The sequence below is a fragment of the Hyphomicrobium denitrificans ATCC 51888 genome, from assembly GCF_000143145.1.
Classification (GTDB): domain Bacteria; phylum Pseudomonadota; class Alphaproteobacteria; order Rhizobiales; family Hyphomicrobiaceae; genus Hyphomicrobium_B; species Hyphomicrobium_B denitrificans.
In genome coordinates this window covers 3,092,151-3,108,688 of sequence record NC_014313.1, presented here as the reverse complement: position 1 = coordinate 3,108,688, position 16,538 = coordinate 3,092,151, and the positions used below count along the sequence as shown (strand labels likewise).

Below are 16,538 nucleotides of genomic sequence, written 5' to 3'. Positions count from 1 at the left end.
GCTCGTACAAGGCCGTCGCGAGCGCCCGCCCGCGTGCTAAGCTCAAGCCATAACGAGGGGTCCGCCTAGTCCTAAGCCGGCGGTAGGGGAGAGGAAGGCAATGCCGGTCGTCGTATCGTTTGTGGGTCAGAAAGGCGGTGTGGGAAAAAGTACCCTCGCCCGGGCGTTCGCCGCCATCGCGGCACGCGGCAAACTGAAAGTGAAGCTTGCCGATCTCGATGTAAATCAGCAGACGTCGGTGCGCTGGGCCAGGACGCGCTCCGCGCGCGGGAACGGATATCCCGTCGAAGCGGAAGCCTACACGACATTTGAAGATGTCCTGGCGAACATCAAGGGCTTCGATCTCATCATCGTCGACACGCCCGGACACGCAAGTCCGGTAACGCTCGAGATCGCGCGGTCGTCGCAGGTCGTCATCCTGCCAACGGGAGCGAGCACGGATGATTTGTATCCGACCGTCCTGCTTCTTTACGAACTGGAACAGATGGGAATTCCGAAAGAGCGTCTCGTGGTTGCGCTCTGCCGCCTCCTCGAGCAGCGTGAGGAGCATGCGGCTCGAAAATATATCGAGACCGCAGGTTACGAAGCGTTGGTCGGATCGATACCGGAGCGATCCGGCTATCGTAGCGCGCACAATCTAGGTCAATCGATTACGGAGACGAGCGACCAGACATTGAATCGCCGCGCGCGCACGCTGATGGAAAGCCTGCTCGAAAAAGTGATGAGCCAGCTGCAGGGATCGAACACGTTTCAAAAACGGGAAGGCAACGGCAGCGTCGCCTGACGTTCGGCGACTTGTATTGCAAGGCTTGATGGAAGGGATGCCATGCCTCAGGAAGATCGCGCCTCGACGTCCGGAAACCAACGCTTCGCGAAGTGGGCAATCTTTTTAATCTTGGCGGCCGGCCTTGCTTGGCTCGGCGCCTACCTTCTCGGCGAACAGATTTACGACGCCGCCGTCCGGGTAACCCACTGACCTTCGAACTCGCGACGGAAATTTCAGACAGTTAACAGGCACGAGGCTTGCACATCTCGATCCGGCCAGGATCGCGACGTATGACGATCCGGCTCGGATTAACGGACGCCAATAGCCGGAAGCACGTCATGTCTGAAGACAATGTCATCTGGGTCGATTTTCGCCTGTCGAAGGATATTCGCTCGAAGCAGGAATTGTCGTTCGCCGAGCGGATGAAGAATTACTCGGAGCGAACCCGTGGTCATCTGCAAGCGTCAAGAACGGCGCTTGAAACGATCCGGCAGTCGCTCGGCGCAAAATGATCGGGCTCGCAGTCCGTCTACTCATCAACAGTCGTACGCTGTTGAATGTGGCCTCAGTAGCCGCTGGGCGAAGAGAGCCTTAGTTCCTCGCCGACTCTAACAGCGCATCCGCGAGAATTTGCGAAGCTCCGACCATCTCGTGCAGCCCCGTGGAGCCGCCCTTCAAAATTCCGAGCGTGATGCTCTCATTGTCTGTTGCGATGGAAGCGTAGCAAACGGCTTTGAGTTCGCCGAGTTCGGCTTTTGCAAGGAGCTCTTTGAGGCCGTTCACGAGGTCGGCCCGTTCCTGCTCGTCTTTCTTTGAGCGCTGGGAATTCAGCAGTACCAAATTGGTCATCTCGCGAACCTCTCGAAGCGATAGCTGCGGGCGCTTGAAGACTCTAACTTTCGAAATGTTGGCATGCCCGTAGGCGGCGTTCGAGGGGGGCAGCGCGAATTGCTGTGGGTTGTCGCTTCAAGTGTTACCGTCCGGACTCGCGCCGCAAGTTCGCAACGTCGGATGACGAAAAAAGTCTCATTAAATGGAACGCGGCGGCTGTGAAAATGTTCAGGCGACGCGAAGCCCGGAATTCCGGCGCCGACGCTGTGAGAGATGGCCTGCATCAGTTTCGCGGCGCGTGAGACAACGCGCTTATCAACCGACGCGGCCAGACCAGATCGCGGCACTTTGCGTTACGATTCCGGTGTTGCATGACGCTTTGGAAGGCGAGCCCGCGCCGCGTACGGCCGAGCAACGGCAGCGCGGCCCACCGGCGATGCACTGCGCCGATCGGTCCATTGCAGAAAAACCGTCACAAGGGGTTCCCACCCGGATTTTTTGTGCTATAGCCCCCGTCTGGGCCGCTCCGAAACGAGCGGCCTTACTTATCCGGATGGCGTCGCTCGATCAGCACGCCGATTGGTGACGCGGGGTGGAGCAGCCCGGTAGCTCGTCAGGCTCATAACCTGAAGGTCGTTGGTTCAAATCCAGCCCCCGCAACCATCGATATCGGACTTTGGTTCGCGCTCGGTTCCATGAGCAGCGCCGCTAGGTTGCCGACAAGCTCAAGTTTCATAGGGTCCCGGCCGGGTGTCGGGATTGCGACGACCTCGTTCACGAGTTCACGGACCAGGGCTACGGCCTTGAGACCCGCAGCATCGCCCTTGGCCAGTGCTTCATGGATTTGGGCAACGGTGTCGGCGTAGAACTTCGCCGCATTGGGGTGCAGGGCAATGACATCGGCCGCCTTGCTCGGCAGGCGCTGCTCGAGGGCGTCCTTCTCTGCCACGAACTCATTCAGCCTCGCGGCCAGCGTCCTTGGGTCGCCGCCAGCCTCAACCATCGCGATCACGCCCGCAATCTTACGCTCGACTGCAGCCAAGTCGCGCTGGACGTCTCGTTTCGTCCGCTCGGTTTCCTTCGCCAGCTTGGTCCGGTGTTCCCGGTATGCGTCGACGGCCGCAGCCACGACTTCCGGCGCCAGCAAGTACTTGCGCAGGACATCGAGGATACGGCTCTCGATTTCGTGCGTTGAGATCGTCCTGCGGTTGTCGCACGTGCCTCGGTTTCGTGACGCCGAGCACCCGAGATAGTCGCGGTGAATGACGATCATGGAGGCGCCGCAACTGCCGCATCGGACAAGGCCGGACAGCAGGTGCTTTGGGCGCCGGTGATGCGTTGGCTTGGCTCCGCCCTTCTCGTCCCGTCGGGCCGCAGCCTCTGCAAAGAGTGCATCCGACACGATACGAAGATCCAGCGCATCGTTTACAATCCATTGGTCCGGAGAATTCGGTCGGGCCTGACGCTTGCCCGTTGCCGGGTCCTTCACGAAGCGCTGCCGGTTGTAGACGATCTTGCCGATGTAGAGCTGGTTATTGATCAGGCCGTTCGCCCGCTTGCGACTGCCGATGATTGTCGAGACGTTCCAAGGACCGCCACGCGGCGACGGCGCGCGCTCACGGTTCAGGTCCGAGACGATATCGATCGGCTTCCGACCCCGAACGTACTCCTCAAAAATTCGCTGCACGATTGCGGCTTCGGCCTCGTTGATTGTTCGCTGCCCGCGCTCGTCGAGCGAAGGGACGAGGTCGTAGCCATACGACTTTCCGCCAGGGATGCGGCCGGCTTTCACGCGCCCGACCTGGCCGCGTCGCGTCTTCAGCGCCAGGTCATCGAGAAACATACTGGCAATCATGCCTTTGAGACCGACGTGCATCTTGCCCACGGTGCCATCGGCAAGCGTGATGATTTTAACGCCGGCGTATTCGAGGCGCTTGTGAATGCCGGCAATGTCCTCGAGGTCGCGGGAAAGCCGGTCGAGCGATTCCGTTAGAACGGCATCGAACCGGCCGGCGCCAGCGGCGCGCATAAGCTCTGCGAGCCCGGGTCGGTTGTGCGTTGTCGATCCGGATATCGCCGCGTCCTGAAATTCTGCGCAGACGGTCCAGCCTTGGCGCTGGGCGTGATCCCGGGCGGCGGCTATCTGGTCCGCGATCGAGCGCGGATCTTGGAGGTCGGAACTATATCGACTGTAGATTGCGACGCGCACGCGACACCCCCCCTGATTTCTGCCGCATGATCGGACTCTGCGCATTGCCGCGCAAGAGCGCGAGCAAGGTCAAGGATGATTTCGGCGGCAGGGCGACCGTATTTGTAGGTCAGCAGCATGGGATCTGCGTCGATCATCGGGAATTCCGAGAGAAAATGGCGGTCAGGCACGCACACACCTGAACCGCCCAGTCGCAGCGGGGACGGCTATCAGAAATGGTAGTTGAGGCCTGCTTTCACGGTGTCGGCGTCGATGCGCGTGCTGTTGCCGTAGACGTGGCCGACCGGCGGATCGCTGATGCTGGTCTGATCGCCCGCCTGCGAACCGAAATCGAAGTGCAGGTATTCGACCTTGATCGACAGATTGTCGGTCAAGCGCTGCTCGATGCCCCCGCCCGCGACCCAGCCGGTGAACGTGCCGGTGCCGTGGAAGACGTAGCCATCGGCTGTCGTCGATTGCGTTGCGTCGCCGTTGTAGAAGGCGAAGCCGCCCTTGCCGTAAACGAGCGTGGACGGCGTTGCGAGGAATCCCGCGCGCGCCGTGACAGCACCGTAGATGCCGCTGTCGAGAACGATCGATTGATGGTTCCCGGATTGCGACGATGGCGTGTCGAGTGCGCTGTCGAGCCCGAGGTATCCGATGTCGCCCTCGACGCCGAGCACGATGTTGCTGAGCTGCACGTTGTAGCCCGCGGTGAGACCGGCAATCACGCCCACCGGGTTCTGGTCGAACGGCCCGATGAATTTCGGATCGTTTCCCCAGTCCCTGGGGTCGTCGGTTGTCGACGCGTTGCCCCAAGCGCCGCCGACATGGGCGCCGATATAGGGGCCGGTCCAGGATGGCTCGCCGGCGAGCACGGGCGTCGCGGCGGCAAGCGCAAACGTCATGGCAAGCAAAGACCTGCTCATTGAAAGTCCTTTCGGGAAAATGTTGGCTGGAAACGCGGGGCTACTGCGCCGCCGGTGCGTAGGGCGGCGTCGTTGACGTCGAAATCCAACGCGCGGAGGAGCGGCAAGGCCCGACTCCTCCGCGCTGACCGGCACGGATTACTCCGCCGCCGTAAGATGATGACCACGATGGCGCCGAGCACGTGCGCGAGCAGCAGCACGGCGGCAAAGATCGTGATGGCTGATGTTTCCATCATGGCTCGCGGGTCTCCGGAACCTGCGGCATGACGTTGAGCAGGTTCTGCAGGCGCCCTTCGAGGTCGCGGTGCAGATTGCGTTGTGGCGCAATGGCCTTCGATCCGCGCAGGCCACGGAGAAAGCGGCCGATATCCAGCAGCAGCTCGCGCGCGACCGAATACTGACGCAGATGGCCGGCTTCATTCTGCCGAAGAACCCAAGCGGCTTTCTCCGCTGCCGCGTCCCATTCCTGAAGCCACAGCTCGGCGGCTGACGTGCTCGGTGGGTGCGGGCAGTCTCGCCGTGCGACGCCGCCGTTGTAATCGTCGTCGCCACGGCGCGGATCACGCATGAAGTCTTCGAAGGCGTCGGCGCTGGTGTCGCGGGAAGTCACTGCTTGCCTCCGTCGACGACGAGCAACGGCGTGCTCGCAGGCCGCGACAGCCGCCGCGTCATATCGAGGTCGGCGACCTCGCCGAGCAGGATGCGGCGCGCGTCGTCGGCCTGGCCGGCACGGCGCAGCGTTTCGGTGGCGTGATGGATGACGAAGCCGCAGAGCCCCGCGAGCGCCGCCGGCGATGCGGTGCCGACGTAGGTCCGCAGGCTATTCAGCGTGAGCGTGAGGATGTTGCTCGTGGGCTTCAGCTCTTGGCCGAAGTCCGGGATGTGATTGTTCTGCTGCATCGTGGCCCCGCCCTATGCGATAGGAGGCGTCATAGGATAAATCCTACGATTCGTCAAGGCGCAGGATATCCCCTACTTGCTGAGCGCGGGAATCACCGTCCATTCTCAGGCTTGGGGGACGTCCTACATGGGGTCGTTGCAGCGCATTCTTTTTGTCGATACCGAAACCACCGGCCTTAGGCGGCCGTCAGCGGCGTCGGAAGATCATGATCGCGTCATCAGCATCGGATTTTTCGACACCGATGCCAGTGCCCTGCAGGCAGGGTTCTGTCGCGGCAAATTCGGGTACTTTATTTTCAATCCACAACAGGCCAGCGCCGCTGGCGCGCGGCGCGTACACGGGTATTCAGACCGGATCCTGGCTCAGCAGGATACGTTCGCATCGTGCGCCGACATGCTTTTCCCGGCCTTCGGTTCGGCTGACTTGATCGTATCCCACAATACCGATTTCGACCGGCCGTTCGTCGAGTCCGAGTTCGCCGGTGCTGGGCGGTCGCTTCGCGGCAAATCCTGGCACTGCACGATGCAAGCTGAACGAGCGCGCGGCGGCGGTTCGGCGAGTCTCGACGCATCAATTGATAGATTGGGTATCCAACGCCAATCGGGGCGCCACGGCGCCCTCGAAGATGCGTGGCTCGCAATGATGCTCTATCTCGCTCAAAACGGTATTCGATTGCCCGACCAGCAATATCGACCGCACTGCGATCCTATGAATTATCGCGAACTCGTACGGAAAAAAGTCGCCGTCAGTTGATCTCTCGGATCACTGAGACGAAGCTTCCACGGATCACCGGCACATAAGGCAGCGTCTCGTCGTCCATTGAAATGATCTCGTTGAACTCGCTGCTGTTGGTGATCAATTTATTCGGCGGGATGAAGACCAGCGTTGCCGTGCCGAGAGACTTGGTGAGTTCCTTGCGGCTGCACAGTTGCACGGCCACGATCGTCAACGGCGGAATTTTCGCTGGGTCGCTGGCGTTCAGGTCAAAGATCATCACGTCGCCCTTCCGGATACGCTCCGGATGCTGGTCGAGCGAGGTCGATTCCTGCTTCAATGACAAATAGTGCTTCGGCATTGTCGACAGGAAGTGGCCCGGCTTCGGGACATACAGCGTCGCATCTTCTCGGAACTCGGTCGGCTGTGCCCGTGCCGCCATTTGATGTGCTGCATCGAGCAGGTCCGGGCTCATATCTAGGATCTCTGCGGCCAAAATTCGCTCCTCATAAGGGATCGATTGCTGCTTCCCGCTGATGAACTGTTGAACATAGGCATCGTTGCGTCCCAGGCGACGGGAAAGCTCCGCCATCGACATGTCTTTCTGCTTCAGCCCATCGGCTAAGTTCTTGCGAATCCGGTCCATAACTGCGGACCATGCCGATAGCGGTCTTAGATTGCGATACTAAGATATCCTATGATTCTATGTATTGACACGCAGGAAGAATCCTATGATGTGTTGTCCCCATGAACCGAACCGCTGACGAACAATTTCTCCACAGGGTGGAAACCTTTCTCACCCGAACCGGCATCGCGGCGTCACGATTTGGCGAGATGGCGGCGAATGATCGAGCGTTCATCGCGGACTTGCGTGGCACCGAGCGGGAGTTCCGCCGCAGCACCCTCGAGAAGGTCGAAAAATTCATGGATGGCTTCGAAGCCGGTGTTGCCCATGCCGGGCGCCGCCCTTCGCAAGCCGCATCAGACATCCGGCGATCAGCCGCCGGTTCGTAGTGTTTGTTGCGTAGCTTTCATCGTCCGTCTGCCAGTTGCCGCCGTCTGCTATCTCCCGGGCGGCGGCGCTGGGAGGCAAAAGGAAACCTGATGTACGACGCGCTGACATCGACGCCCGTGATCCTCGCCGCAGCCGCGGCGTGGTTCCTGGGCGTTGTTGGAACGTGGGCCTCGCCCCGTATCGCACGTCGCATTCGATTACTCAGAGAGGGCCATCTGGCACGGCTCGCAAGGCCTCCAGCACTCATTGATGACGGACCGGTGTCCAAAGCCGCCGTAGGGGTTCAGCCCGTGGCCCGCACATCCTTGCCGCCTCCTCAACAGGAGGCGCCGCCAGTGGCCGTGTCGGTCGCGACGCGCGCACCTCAGTTCGACACCAGCGGCGCGAAGGTGCTGCACCCTGCCGTGGCCGCCGAAAGATTTGCGGCATGGATGCGCGCCAACGGCGGCACGGACTACTTGTGGGTCGGCGAGCTGGACCTGAACTATCTCTACTTCTGCAAGGAAGAGAACCTCTTCCCTGTCGAACTCAAGGGGCTGCGCGAATTCCTCTACCTGCTGCCCGGGGTCTATCACGATCGCCCGCGCATCGGCGGCGCGCAATGGGAACGCTTTCGTCGTCGCATGGGCTATTGGTACGCGGACCGCGGGCTAGATCCGCCACAGCGGCCGGTCGTCGTCCGAATTTTGCCCGCAGAACTGGTTCCGGCCGCACGAGTCCGGGATTGGCCGGGCGAGGGTCGCCCCGAGTCCGGGAGCGTCGCGCCTCGCGGGCGGACGGCTGCGGTCAGTGGCAAAAAGCGGAGTCTTTCCAACGCGGACGGTCGAGTCCACGACCGTCCTGATCAGGGTTTCGGCCCGGCGTCACTGCCGAAAGCCGCGTGAGTGTGAGGGTGCGTATGTTTTGCGTAGCGGCGGCAGCGCCGTGGGGGCCGCTGCCGCCGTCTTCACCGCGCGCGTATCGCCGGTGAGCGTGTTTCTCGGGGGTTGAGTTCCAGCAGCGTTTGAAACTGACGGCGGAAAAGCATGCGCTTTTCCGCACGAGATCACTTGTGTCGAAAACGGGGGTTCCTGCACGTGTCTGTCGAGGCCATCGCCTATGTGAAATCGCTCGATCTTGGCGAGTTCGAAAAGGCGCGCCTGCTGATCTATGTCATCGGCGAAAACACGCTGAACGACGACTACACCTGTCGGATCGGCATTGAGCAGCTGGCGTACGAAACGCGCGTCAACGAGAAAACCGTTCGCCGCCAGCTCGAGAATTTGGCCAGCCGTGAGACCGCCGACGGGACACGGTGCCCGCCAATCATTTTGCGCAAGAAGCGGTATCCGGAAGCTGGCGGCCGTCTTCCGGACGCGTTGCGTCTCGTCGGTTTCAAGCGCTGGTATTTCGCAAATTACGGCGTCTCGAAACGTGCGCACAAGGCGAAATCCAACGGCGCTCCGAGCGCGAAATCTCGCGCACCCCTTCCGGACAAAATGTCCGGTAGCCCTTCCGGACTCCCTGCATGTCCGGTGTCAGCGGACAATAAGGTGTCCGTTACATATAACCGTACTTTAACCGTAGGTAGTGAAGAGGCGCGCGCGGGCGCGCCAAGTGAAGATTTTAAATTTGATTTGGAAGGGAAGGGCGTTCGCGATCGGCTGCTCGCCAAGCTTGGCGCAGAGGTTTTCCGATCCTGGTTCGCCGATGTGATCTTCCGGCAGTTCGACGCCGCGACGGCCGTTGCCGAAACCAATCTCAAATTCAAACGCGACTGGCTGCGCTCGCACTACGAGCGCGTGATCCTCGACGCCTGCCGCGCTGAGTACGGCGCCGACATCGCCCGCGTCGAGTTCGTCTGGCTCAGCAGGAAAGGCATCGCGGCATGAGCAGCCCCGCCGCCACATCGCAGAACCGGGCGTTGCCCACCGAAGCGGACGATCCGCTCAACACCGTCCTCGACCTGGTCGAAAACGCCGTGCGCTCGGCGCTGGACCTCGACCTCGAAGCACCGCTCCGCGTGCGCATGGCGCGGTTGCTGCCTGAGCCCGTCGCCGCGCCTTCCGGCCGGCTCGCGGAACGCGAGTCGGAAGGCGCAACGAAAACTCCGGAAGGCGCGGCGCTCACACCCGACGACGAGCTGAAGCTGCAGATCCTCGTCGGCGATCTGAAGCGCATCGCGAAGCTGAAAATGACCGAGCACGCGCACGACGCGGCCAAACGCGTACGCGGCTGGGCCGAGCAGCAACTCGACGCCGCCAAACAAGGGAGGGCCAAGGCGTGACCGACGTCAGCGACAAGGACTGGAATGCACTGCGCCTCGCAACGGCAGCGGCCTTTCTGAAACCCATCGACGAGTGGCGCGACAACGTGAGCGGTAAGGACCCGAAGCTGGCGATGGCAGCGCTGGCGATGTTCGTCGGCCACATGATGGCTGGTCTCGCTCTCGAGCTGGGCGTCGCCGCTGTGATCGATGCCGAGCAGGTCGGGGGCGTCATCGGTGATACGATGGCCGAGCAGATCGCCTTGATGCGTTGCCCCGAAGACGAAGGGGTGACGCTGCAATGATAACCGCAACCGATGCCATTCAGGATGCGACGGACGATGTGCTCGCCCAGGCGAGACCGGCATGGCTGTCCAAAATTAGAGAGATCGACGCCGATCCACACACGGCGCTCGCTCTCCTTGCCCTGAACTTTGGCGGCATGCTCGCGGACCTCGCTCTGGATCTCGGGATCGCAAACCAGGTCGTTCCGACGGCGATCGGCGATCTTGTGACGCGAGGCTGGGAAAAACAATATCCGGCGGAGGACTGGAAATGATCCAGACTCGCGTCGTGATCCTTTGCGCGCTGGCGGCATTGACCGCGCTTCGCGCCGTCATCGACACCGATCGTGATCTTGCCGTGACGCGGCTTGCCTTCGCGGTGTTCTGCCTCGTCGTCGCCATGCTCACCGATCGCATCGGGAGGGCTTCGCGATGACATTCCGTTCGATCTATTGGGACGGCGACCAAGCCCGTCTCAAGAGTTTTTCGGCGACATCAAAATCCGGGTCGTGCTCGGTCATCAAAATCGAAATCGAGGTGCGTGATCCCTTCCGTCTCGGATCGATGCTGCAGGACCTCGAGGAAATCCGCCGCGCGCAGGTGGCAGCGGCGCGCCCTTCATCGGAAGCGAAACCGAAGCGGGGTGCATCGCGCCGTCGGGAAATCCCGGTCGGTCCAGCGCCGCTGCTCCTGACGTACCGGGAGGACTGACGGATGACCGACCGCAATTCCTGCGCCGCGTGCGCGCATCTCGCAGCCTTCAGTCCGGCAACGTGCGGACGGTTTCATGATCCGCTGACGCATCGTCCGCGTCTCGCGCAGCCGCTGCGCCAGCCGGACGGTCCGTGCGGTCCGAACGGTTCGGCGTTCGAACCTGCGCCGGCGCCGACCGCCGTCGTTCTCGATCTGCCCATTCCGCATCGGGTGAGCGCATGAGCAGCGAACGGTTCGCGCCGCCCCGCACCGAGCCGCCGATCGGCGAACAGATCCGCGCCTTGCGGGCGCGCGGCTGGTCGGACCGTTCGATCGCCCGGCACCTGAACGTGCCGCTCGATGCCATCCGCGCCGCGCTCAACATCCCGACGTACGGCCCGGACGGCAACTACCGCATCCCAGTCGTGGAGATCGTGAAGGCATGAAACCGGGTCTGATCATCGATAACTTCGCGGGCGGCGGCGGGGCGTCGCTCGGTGTTGAAATGGCGTGCTGGAAGGGGCCGGATATCGCGATCAATCACGACGCGATCGCGCTGGGCCTGCACGCCACCAATCATCCGCATACCGAGCACCACGTCGAGGACGTCTGGGCCGTCGATCCGCGCGCGGTGACGAAGGGCCGGCCGGTGTCGCTGGCGTGGTTTTCACCGGACTGCAAGCATTTCTCGAAGGCCAAAGGCGGCAAGCCCGTCGAGAAGAAAATTCGCGGACTGGCTTGGGTCGTGATCCGCTGGGCCGTCGCGGTGAAGCCTCAGCTCATCATCCTTGAGAATGTTGAAGAGTTCCAGGACTGGGGACCTCTGGGTCCGGACAATCTGCCATGTCCGGAAAGAAAAGGCCGGACTTTCCGGCTTTTCGTCGAACGCTTGCGCCAGGCCGGGTACGAGGTCGACTGGCGCGAACTCAAGGCCTGCGACTACGGCGCGCCGACAATCCGCAAGCGCCTGTTTCTGATCGCGCGCCGGGATGGACTGCCGATCGTCTGGCCGGAGCCGACGCACGCGAAGCCGGGTTCGCTCGAGGTCGGGGCCGGACTGAGAAAGCCGTGGCGGACGGCCGCCGAATGCATCGACTGGTCGTTGCCCTGCCCCTCGATCTTCGGACGTGGGCGTCCGCTCGCCGAGAAGACGATGGCGCGTATCGCACGCGGCGTGCAGCGGTATGTCATCGATGCGGAGCGGCCGTTCATCATCAACCTGACGCATGGCGGCCGCGTCGAGGACATCGACGAACCGTTCAAGACGCTGACCGGCGCGCATCGCGGCGAGAAGGCGCTCGTCGCGCCGTTCCTTACGAAATTCCGCGCGAACAGCACCGGACAGTCGCTCGATGATCCGATGTGCTCAGTCACGGCAAACAGCTTCATCAAGCGGCCGGGCGGGGCGCCACCAATCGGCTTGGTGGCGCCGTTCTTCGTGCCGCGCCACGGCGAGCATGCGACGCAGGAGCCGCGCTGCCGCGACGTCGAGCAGCCGATGCCGACGGTCACCGCCACGGCAAACGGCGCCGGGCTCGTCGCCGCGTTCATGGCGCAGCACAACGGCGGCATGGTCGGTCATTCGCTCGAAGAGCCAGTCTCGACGCTCACCGCAAAATGCAGCCATCAGCAGCTCGTCTCGACGTTTCTTACGAAGATGTACGGCAGCTGCAAAGACGGCCAGGACATGCGCCAGCCGTTCGGGACCGTCACGGCGCAGGGCCAGCACCTTGCCGAGGTGCGCGCCTTCCTGATGAAATATTACGGCACTGGCGGGCAGCATCAGGGCTGCGATGAGCCGATGCACACCGCAACGGCAAAGGCCCGTCTCGGCCTCGTGACCGTCGCCGGCGTCGACTACCAGATCGTCGACATCGGCATGCGGATGCTGTCGCCGCGCGAGTTGTTCCGCGCTCAGGGCTTCCCCGACAGCTACGTCATAGATCGGCTGCCGGACGGCACGCCGATTTCGAAGACGGACCAGATCCGGCTTTGCGGCAACTCCGTCTGCCCGCCGCTCGCGCGCGCAATCATTGCTGCGAACTTCGGGAACCAGGTCGTGCGTGAAGGCGGGAGGGTCGCAGCATGATGTTACTCGCCTTCAATCCAACCAGCGTCGGCCAACGCATGCGCAACCGCTCTGCGGATATGCCATGGGTCGCGAGAATTTTCGATCGCAGAGCCGGCCGTGCGCCAAGCGAGGCTATCTTGGGTGGCGGGCAGCGTCTTCACGTGGGCCTCGAAGAAAGTCCGCGCGTCGCCGACCGTTCGCAACTCGGAAGGAAAGCCGTCAAGAGATTTCAGTTTGATCGCTGTTTCGAATTCCATTGGTTAGACGCCTCGCATTTCGGTAGCGCGCTAGCTGAGCGCAAATACATCTTATCGGGTTTACCGCAGTTCGTCGAACGCTCGGCCCTTCCCTTCCTCAGTACGATTGCGGAGGTGGCTCAGTGACCCTCCACGTCGAACCCCTGCTGTTCTCCGAAGCCGAGATGCGCGGGTACTGGCCTTGGCCGCATCTGACGGCCGGAGCCTACGACTTCATCATGGCCGATCCGCCGTGGCGGTTCGAACTCTACTCCGAGAAGGGCGAGGAGAAGTCGGCGCAGGCGCATTATCGCACGATGACGATCGGCGACATCCGCGCGTTGCCGGTCGCCGGTCTCGCGGCGGACGATTGTCTGCTCTGGATGTGGGCGACGGCCCCGATGCTCGACGAGCAGATCGGGGTTCTGAAAGCCTGGGGCTTTGAATTCAAAACGTCCGGCGTCTGGGTCAAGACGACCGTCAACGACAAGATCGCATTCGGGACCGGCTACGTGCTTCGCAACGCGCACGAGCCTTTCCTGATCGGCACGCGCGGCAATCCGGAGACGGCGCGCAACGTGCGTTCCGTCGTCATGGGGCGCGTTCGTGAACATTCGCAAAAGCCGGAAGAAGCCTATCGCGCTGCTGAGCAGATGATGCCCGGCGCGCGTCGCGTCGAATTGTTTTCCCGCACGAACCGAAAGGGCTGGGACGTGTGGGGGGATGAAACAGGAAAGCTCGGCGAGGTGTCGGCATGACGCCTCTGATGCACAGCCTCGTCGTTTGCCTGCGCGCCGGACGTTTTCCGCTCGAGGACGAGAAAACGACGCAATCGGCAATCGAGCAACGACTGCGGTCTCACGGCTTCGGCTGCTGCCGTGAGCAGCGGATCGTCGGCGGCATCATCGATTTCCTAGTCGATGACAGCATCGGCATCGAGGTCAAGATCAAGGGCCAGCCCTCGGCAATCGTCCGGCAGATCAAAGGCTATACGGCCGAGCCTTCGATTTCCGGAATCATCCTCATCACGTCGAAGCCGGTCCCTCTCTGCCCGACAATGATCCGCGAGAAACCGATCGTCGTCGTCGACATGGCGAGGGCCTGGTTATGACGGCCGCAAAGCGAGAAATTATCGACAAGATCAGGGCGCTTCGACGGATGACCGTCGATAAAGGTGCGACTGAAGCAGAAGCCGAAACCGCGCTTCGGATGATCTCGAAGCTGATGGCCAAACATCAGATATCGGAGACCGAAGCGGCTACGCCAGAAGCCGGTGCTTTTGAGCGCAAGGATAAGCCTATGCGCGGTGTTGCGCCGACGTTGTCGCGAACGCATCCGACGCGGTTCGCGGCTTGTGGAATCGCGGCCTATACGGACACCGAAATTGCGTTCGGCTGGCAACGCCTGATCGTGGTCGGCGCCGCGCACAATATAGAAATCGCGGAATATCTCTGGGAAATGCTGGTGTCGTTGATCGACACGGCTTGGAAGGCCAGACGCGCTGCAATGCGCGCTCGCTACGAGACGTTGGCTTCAGAGGCTCGCGAAGGCCGTCGGGCAACCATAGTTGCTCGATCCGTCTACGAGAAGCGCATCTCCAAATCGGCGAAAAGCTTCAAGATTGGAATGGCAATACGCCTGGGCGAACGCCTCGCAGACATGGCCAGCGCGAGGCATCGTGACGTTAGTGCTGCCACAGGTAAGGACGTTGCTCGTTCAACGTCGACCGCGCTCGCAATTGCGTTGCGTCAACTTTGCCCGGACGCGAAGGACCCGCGAAAAGCGAAACCCATTCTGGTGATTGGGGACGAGCTTGCGCGCGGAGGAGAGGCCGGATCGAAAGCTAACATTCATCTCGGTATTGCCGCGTCGACTGCAGGCACACGCATGATTGGGGGAAAGGCATGACCGCCCCCCTGCTCGCGCACAACCGTACCTACGGCGCCATCGAGTGGAACGGCAAAGGCTGGGCCATCACGTCGATCGAGCCGCACGTCGCGATCCGTCTGAAACAGGTCTTCGCGCGCATCAACAAGACGGCGAAACCGCCGTTCGTGCTGACCGGCGGTCCGCAACTCGACGCCGACCTGAAATGGTTCATGGATCGCTATCCGCTGCGGATCTCCGCAGACGATGCCGAACGCATGGGCGGGCGAAAGATGCTGTTCGAAACGCAGCAGACTGAGCTTGGCGCCATCCTCGCTCCGAACTGGATGCCGCCGGCGTCGGTCGGCTTCCGCGGCAACATGCGGCCATACAGCTATCAGGTGCAGGCGGCCGAACTCGTGCGCCGCACCGGCCGCCTGCTGCTGATGGACGAGATGGGCCTGGGCAAGACGGTGTCGGCGATCGCCGCGATTGTCGCGCCGGACTATCTGCCCGCGCTCGTCGTTCCGCAAACGCACCTGCCTGGGCAGTGGGCTGAGAAGATCGGCGAGTTCACCGAGCTTCGCACGCACATCGTCAAGCGGACGACGCCGTATCAGCTGCCGCCCGTCGACGTCGTCATCTGCCCATATTCGAAGCTGGCGGGTTGGATCGACTACGCCGAGACCGCCGGCTTCAAGTCCGTCGTGTTCGACGAAATTCAAGAGCTACGCTCCGGATCGACGACGGCGAAAGGTGCGGCCGCGCAGGCCTTCGCGCGCCTGGCTCAACTCGTGCTCGGTCTCTCGGGCACGCCGATCTACAATTACGGCGAGGAAATCTGGCGCATCTGCGATTTTCTCGAGGAAGGCTGCCTCGGCGATTGGTGGGACTTCATTCGCGAGTGGTGCAAGCCCGGTCCGGGCGGCAAGTGGCTCGTCAAAGATACCGAGGCGCTGGGAACATTCCTCCGCGAGTCGCACCTGGCGCTTCGCCGGACGCGCACCGACGTCGGACACGAGCGCAAGTTCGCCAACACGATCATTCACACGATTTCGTATGACGAGAAGCCGCTCGAGGACCGCGCGGCGCAGATGGCGCAGCTTGCCCGGCAGGTGATCTCCGGTTCGTTCACTGAGCGCGGGCAAGCGGCGCGCGAATTCGACATGATGATGCGGCACGACACCGGCGTCGCGAAGGCGAAGCACGTCGCCGCGTTCGTCCGCTTCCTGCTCGAAGCGAAGCAGCCGGTGCTGCTCTGTGGCTGGCATCGCGACGTCTACGACATTTGGATGGACGAGCTTAGCGAGTTCAATCCGGTGCTCTACACCGGCTCGGAAAGCCCGCGCCAGAAGGCCAAAGCCGTCCAAATGTTCATGGATGGCGCATCGAACCTGCTGATCATGTCGCTACGTTCGGGCGCTGGGCTTGATGGACTGCAACAGCGCTGCCGCACGATCGTCTTCGGCGAACTCGATTGGTCGGGCAAGGTGCACGAGCAGTGCGTTGCGCGCCTCGATCGGCCGGGACAAGAGCATCAGGTCGACGCGATCTACCTCGTTGCCGACGGCGGCAGTGATCCCGCCGTCATGGGCGTCATCGGCCTGAAGAATTCGCAGGCCGCCGGCATCGTCGATCCGCTTTCGGAACCGAAAGAGCAGAACTCTGACGGCACGCGCATCCGTCAGCTTGCGGAGCTTTACCTGCAAGGCAAGAGCCATCTCGCGGCACCGCCAGCGAAACCCGAACCCGTATGCGTACCCGAAGACCAGCAAGCCAGCATGTTTTGAAACAGGGGA

At 62.1% G+C, this 16,538-nt stretch carries 27 protein-coding genes, 1 tRNA gene and 1 pseudogene; 21 read left to right on the top strand and 8 right to left on the bottom strand.

Features of this window, described 5'->3' with window-relative positions:
* Positions 1–100: 100 nt before the first annotated feature.
* The 3 genes from HDEN_RS15005 (at position 101) to HDEN_RS18405 (ending at position 1,278) form a co-directional block, all read left to right on the top strand.
* Positions 101–784: a ParA family protein gene (locus HDEN_RS15005; RefSeq protein WP_013216990.1), complete on the top strand. Its 684-nt coding sequence runs from the start codon at positions 101–103 to the stop codon at positions 782–784.
* A 42-nt stretch (positions 785–826) separates the two neighbouring features.
* The gene (locus HDEN_RS18410) at positions 827–976 is read left to right on the top strand and encodes a hypothetical protein (protein WP_013216989.1); all 150 of its coding nucleotides are present in this window, start codon (positions 827–829) and stop codon (positions 974–976) included.
* 128 nt (positions 977–1,104) lie between these two features.
* The gene (locus tag HDEN_RS18405) at positions 1,105–1,278 is read left to right on the top strand and encodes a hypothetical protein (RefSeq protein ID WP_169305497.1); all 174 of its coding nucleotides are present in this window, start codon (positions 1,105–1,107) and stop codon (positions 1,276–1,278) included.
* 79 nt (positions 1,279–1,357) lie between these two features.
* On the opposite strand, the gene HDEN_RS14995 is transcribed toward HDEN_RS18405, so the two are convergent.
* Positions 1,358–1,615 (bottom strand): hypothetical protein, encoded by a 258-nt coding sequence (locus tag HDEN_RS14995; RefSeq protein ID WP_013216987.1) that lies wholly within the window; start codon positions 1,613–1,615, stop codon positions 1,358–1,360.
* A gap of 568 nt (positions 1,616–2,183) precedes the next feature.
* Between HDEN_RS14995 and HDEN_RS14985 the strand changes: the two genes are divergently transcribed.
* Positions 2,184–2,260 (top strand) — tRNA-Met (locus HDEN_RS14985).
* Between the two features lie 175 nt (positions 2,261–2,435).
* Positions 2,436–2,792, top strand: coding sequence for a hypothetical protein (locus HDEN_RS18510; RefSeq protein ID WP_041921692.1), 357 nt, complete (start codon positions 2,436–2,438; stop codon positions 2,790–2,792).
* A gap of 18 nt (positions 2,793–2,810) precedes the next feature.
* Here the strand turns inward: HDEN_RS18510 and HDEN_RS18650 are convergent.
* The 5 genes and pseudogenes from HDEN_RS18650 to HDEN_RS14955 form a co-directional block, all read right to left on the bottom strand.
* Positions 2,811–3,851, bottom strand: a pseudogene (locus tag HDEN_RS18650) (recombinase family protein); the annotation flags it as partial.
* A gap of 164 nt (positions 3,852–4,015) precedes the next feature.
* Complete coding sequence (locus HDEN_RS14970; RefSeq protein ID WP_013216985.1) at positions 4,016–4,714, bottom strand: outer membrane protein; 699 nt, start codon at positions 4,712–4,714, stop codon at positions 4,016–4,018.
* Positions 4,711–4,950 carry a hypothetical protein gene (locus tag HDEN_RS14965; RefSeq protein ID WP_013216984.1) on the bottom strand — a complete coding sequence of 80 codons (240 nt, stop codon included), beginning with the start codon at positions 4,948–4,950 and terminating at the stop codon, positions 4,711–4,713. The genes HDEN_RS14970 and HDEN_RS14965 overlap by 4 nt, the downstream gene beginning before the upstream one ends.
* A complete protein-coding gene (locus tag HDEN_RS14960) occupies positions 4,947–5,324 on the bottom strand; it encodes a hypothetical protein (protein WP_013216983.1) in 378 nt (125 codons plus the stop codon). The genes HDEN_RS14965 and HDEN_RS14960 overlap by 4 nt, the downstream gene beginning before the upstream one ends.
* Entirely contained in the window at positions 5,321–5,614 is a 294-nt protein-coding gene (locus tag HDEN_RS14955; protein ID WP_013216982.1) for a hypothetical protein, read from the bottom strand. The genes HDEN_RS14960 and HDEN_RS14955 overlap by 4 nt, the downstream gene beginning before the upstream one ends.
* Positions 5,615–5,741: 127 nt before the next feature.
* Between HDEN_RS14955 and HDEN_RS17825 the strand changes: the two genes are divergently transcribed.
* The gene (locus tag HDEN_RS17825; RefSeq protein WP_049775334.1) at positions 5,742–6,368 is read left to right on the top strand and encodes a 3'-5' exonuclease; all 627 of its coding nucleotides are present in this window, start codon (positions 5,742–5,744) and stop codon (positions 6,366–6,368) included.
* Here the strand turns inward: HDEN_RS17825 and HDEN_RS14945 are convergent.
* Positions 6,361–6,975 carry a helix-turn-helix domain-containing protein gene (locus HDEN_RS14945; protein ID WP_013216980.1) on the bottom strand — a complete coding sequence of 205 codons (615 nt, stop codon included), beginning with the start codon at positions 6,973–6,975 and terminating at the stop codon, positions 6,361–6,363. The two genes, HDEN_RS17825 and HDEN_RS14945, sit on opposite strands and share 8 nt — an antisense overlap.
* Before the next feature lie 101 nt (positions 6,976–7,076).
* On the opposite strand from HDEN_RS14945, the gene HDEN_RS18220 reads away from it, so the two are divergent.
* The 11 genes from HDEN_RS18220 to HDEN_RS14900 all read left to right on the top strand — a co-directional run bounded on the left by HDEN_RS18220 (position 7,077) and on the right by HDEN_RS14900 (position 12,655).
* Entirely contained in the window at positions 7,077–7,343 is a 267-nt protein-coding gene (locus HDEN_RS18220) for a hypothetical protein (RefSeq protein ID WP_150103277.1), read from the top strand.
* A 90-nt stretch (positions 7,344–7,433) separates the two neighbouring features.
* Entirely contained in the window at positions 7,434–8,228 is a 795-nt protein-coding gene (locus HDEN_RS14940) for a hypothetical protein (RefSeq protein ID WP_013216978.1), read from the top strand.
* A 192-nt stretch (positions 8,229–8,420) separates the two neighbouring features.
* On the top strand, positions 8,421–9,215 hold the full coding sequence (locus tag HDEN_RS14935) for a DnaA N-terminal domain-containing protein (RefSeq protein WP_013216977.1): 795 nt from the start codon (positions 8,421–8,423) through the stop codon (positions 9,213–9,215).
* Positions 9,212–9,610, top strand: coding sequence for a hypothetical protein (locus HDEN_RS14930; protein WP_013216976.1), 399 nt, complete (start codon positions 9,212–9,214; stop codon positions 9,608–9,610). Before HDEN_RS14935 ends, HDEN_RS14930 begins: the two co-directional genes overlap by 4 nt.
* On the top strand, positions 9,607–9,894 hold the full coding sequence (locus HDEN_RS14925) for a hypothetical protein (RefSeq protein WP_013216975.1): 288 nt from the start codon (positions 9,607–9,609) through the stop codon (positions 9,892–9,894). The genes HDEN_RS14930 and HDEN_RS14925 overlap by 4 nt, the downstream gene beginning before the upstream one ends.
* Positions 9,891–10,148, top strand: a complete 258-nt coding sequence (locus HDEN_RS14920) for a hypothetical protein (RefSeq protein ID WP_013216974.1) — start codon at positions 9,891–9,893, stop codon at positions 10,146–10,148. The genes HDEN_RS14925 and HDEN_RS14920 overlap by 4 nt, the downstream gene beginning before the upstream one ends.
* Positions 10,145–10,309 carry a hypothetical protein gene (locus HDEN_RS18400; RefSeq protein WP_013216973.1) on the top strand — a complete coding sequence of 55 codons (165 nt, stop codon included), beginning with the start codon at positions 10,145–10,147 and terminating at the stop codon, positions 10,307–10,309. Before HDEN_RS14920 ends, HDEN_RS18400 begins: the two co-directional genes overlap by 4 nt.
* On the top strand, positions 10,306–10,584 hold the full coding sequence (locus tag HDEN_RS14915) for a hypothetical protein (RefSeq protein ID WP_013216972.1): 279 nt from the start codon (positions 10,306–10,308) through the stop codon (positions 10,582–10,584). Before HDEN_RS18400 ends, HDEN_RS14915 begins: the two co-directional genes overlap by 4 nt.
* A gap of 3 nt (positions 10,585–10,587) precedes the next feature.
* Positions 10,588–10,809 carry a hypothetical protein gene (locus HDEN_RS14910; RefSeq protein ID WP_013216971.1) on the top strand — a complete coding sequence of 74 codons (222 nt, stop codon included), beginning with the start codon at positions 10,588–10,590 and terminating at the stop codon, positions 10,807–10,809.
* Positions 10,806–11,012 carry a hypothetical protein gene (locus HDEN_RS14905; RefSeq protein ID WP_013216970.1) on the top strand — a complete coding sequence of 69 codons (207 nt, stop codon included), beginning with the start codon at positions 10,806–10,808 and terminating at the stop codon, positions 11,010–11,012. The genes HDEN_RS14910 and HDEN_RS14905 overlap by 4 nt, the downstream gene beginning before the upstream one ends.
* Entirely contained in the window at positions 11,009–12,655 is a 1,647-nt protein-coding gene (locus HDEN_RS14900; protein ID WP_013216969.1) for a DNA cytosine methyltransferase, read from the top strand. The genes HDEN_RS14905 and HDEN_RS14900 overlap by 4 nt, the downstream gene beginning before the upstream one ends.
* A 2-nt stretch (positions 12,656–12,657) precedes the next feature.
* On the opposite strand, the gene HDEN_RS14895 is transcribed toward HDEN_RS14900, so the two are convergent.
* Complete coding sequence (locus HDEN_RS14895) at positions 12,658–12,894, bottom strand: hypothetical protein (protein ID WP_041921688.1); 237 nt, start codon at positions 12,892–12,894, stop codon at positions 12,658–12,660.
* Between the two features lie 122 nt (positions 12,895–13,016).
* On the opposite strand from HDEN_RS14895, the gene HDEN_RS14890 reads away from it, so the two are divergent.
* Genes HDEN_RS14890 through HDEN_RS14875 form a run of 4 tightly spaced genes read left to right on the top strand, consistent with a single transcriptional unit; the run spans position 13,017 to position 16,529 of the window.
* The gene (locus HDEN_RS14890) at positions 13,017–13,631 is read left to right on the top strand and encodes an MT-A70 family methyltransferase (RefSeq protein WP_013216967.1); all 615 of its coding nucleotides are present in this window, start codon (positions 13,017–13,019) and stop codon (positions 13,629–13,631) included.
* Positions 13,628–13,984, top strand: coding sequence for a hypothetical protein (locus HDEN_RS14885; protein WP_013216966.1), 357 nt, complete (start codon positions 13,628–13,630; stop codon positions 13,982–13,984). The genes HDEN_RS14890 and HDEN_RS14885 overlap by 4 nt, the downstream gene beginning before the upstream one ends.
* Positions 13,981–14,781, top strand: coding sequence for a DUF2786 domain-containing protein (locus HDEN_RS14880; RefSeq protein WP_013216965.1), 801 nt, complete (start codon positions 13,981–13,983; stop codon positions 14,779–14,781). Before HDEN_RS14885 ends, HDEN_RS14880 begins: the two co-directional genes overlap by 4 nt.
* Entirely contained in the window at positions 14,778–16,529 is a 1,752-nt protein-coding gene (locus HDEN_RS14875; protein WP_013216964.1) for an SNF2-related protein, read from the top strand. The genes HDEN_RS14880 and HDEN_RS14875 overlap by 4 nt, the downstream gene beginning before the upstream one ends.
* Positions 16,530–16,538 lie beyond the last annotated feature (9 nt).

Excerpts from the sequence above, each read along its gene's own strand:
- HDEN_RS14920 (WP_013216974.1), top strand. The coding sequence starts at position 9,891 with ATGATAACCGCAACCGATGCCATTCAGGATGCGACGGACGATGTGCTC.
- HDEN_RS18510 (WP_041921692.1), top strand. The coding sequence starts at position 2,436 with ATGGATTTGGGCAACGGTGTCGGCGTAGAACTTCGCCGCATTGGGGTG.
- HDEN_RS14955 (WP_013216982.1), bottom strand. The coding sequence starts at position 5,614 with ATGCAGCAGAACAATCACATCCCGGACTTCGGCCAAGAGCTGAAGCCC.
- HDEN_RS14910 (WP_013216971.1), top strand. The coding sequence starts at position 10,588 with ATGACCGACCGCAATTCCTGCGCCGCGTGCGCGCATCTCGCAGCCTTC.
- HDEN_RS14885 (WP_013216966.1), top strand. The coding sequence starts at position 13,628 with ATGACGCCTCTGATGCACAGCCTCGTCGTTTGCCTGCGCGCCGGACGT.
- HDEN_RS14895 (WP_041921688.1), bottom strand. The coding sequence starts at position 12,894 with ATGGAATTCGAAACAGCGATCAAACTGAAATCTCTTGACGGCTTTCCT.
- HDEN_RS14945 (WP_013216980.1), bottom strand. The coding sequence starts at position 6,975 with ATGGACCGGATTCGCAAGAACTTAGCCGATGGGCTGAAGCAGAAAGAC.
- HDEN_RS14900 (WP_013216969.1), top strand. The coding sequence starts at position 11,009 with ATGAAACCGGGTCTGATCATCGATAACTTCGCGGGCGGCGGCGGGGCG.
- HDEN_RS14965 (WP_013216984.1), bottom strand. The coding sequence starts at position 4,950 with ATGATGGAAACATCAGCCATCACGATCTTTGCCGCCGTGCTGCTGCTC.
- HDEN_RS15005 (WP_013216990.1), top strand. The coding sequence starts at position 101 with ATGCCGGTCGTCGTATCGTTTGTGGGTCAGAAAGGCGGTGTGGGAAAA.
- HDEN_RS18410 (WP_013216989.1), top strand. The coding sequence starts at position 827 with ATGCCTCAGGAAGATCGCGCCTCGACGTCCGGAAACCAACGCTTCGCG.
- HDEN_RS14875 (WP_013216964.1), top strand. The coding sequence starts at position 14,778 with ATGACCGCCCCCCTGCTCGCGCACAACCGTACCTACGGCGCCATCGAG.
- HDEN_RS18400 (WP_013216973.1), top strand. The coding sequence starts at position 10,145 with ATGATCCAGACTCGCGTCGTGATCCTTTGCGCGCTGGCGGCATTGACC.
- HDEN_RS14970 (WP_013216985.1), bottom strand. The coding sequence starts at position 4,714 with ATGAGCAGGTCTTTGCTTGCCATGACGTTTGCGCTTGCCGCCGCGACG.
- HDEN_RS14940 (WP_013216978.1), top strand. The coding sequence starts at position 7,434 with ATGTACGACGCGCTGACATCGACGCCCGTGATCCTCGCCGCAGCCGCG.
- HDEN_RS14930 (WP_013216976.1), top strand. The coding sequence starts at position 9,212 with ATGAGCAGCCCCGCCGCCACATCGCAGAACCGGGCGTTGCCCACCGAA.
- HDEN_RS18220 (WP_150103277.1), top strand. The coding sequence starts at position 7,077 with ATGAACCGAACCGCTGACGAACAATTTCTCCACAGGGTGGAAACCTTT.
- HDEN_RS14915 (WP_013216972.1), top strand. The coding sequence starts at position 10,306 with ATGACATTCCGTTCGATCTATTGGGACGGCGACCAAGCCCGTCTCAAG.
- HDEN_RS14905 (WP_013216970.1), top strand. The coding sequence starts at position 10,806 with ATGAGCAGCGAACGGTTCGCGCCGCCCCGCACCGAGCCGCCGATCGGC.
- HDEN_RS17825 (WP_049775334.1), top strand. The coding sequence starts at position 5,742 with ATGGGGTCGTTGCAGCGCATTCTTTTTGTCGATACCGAAACCACCGGC.
- HDEN_RS14880 (WP_013216965.1), top strand. The coding sequence starts at position 13,981 with ATGACGGCCGCAAAGCGAGAAATTATCGACAAGATCAGGGCGCTTCGA.
- HDEN_RS18405 (WP_169305497.1), top strand. The coding sequence starts at position 1,105 with ATGTCTGAAGACAATGTCATCTGGGTCGATTTTCGCCTGTCGAAGGAT.
- HDEN_RS14995 (WP_013216987.1), bottom strand. The coding sequence starts at position 1,615 with ATGACCAATTTGGTACTGCTGAATTCCCAGCGCTCAAAGAAAGACGAG.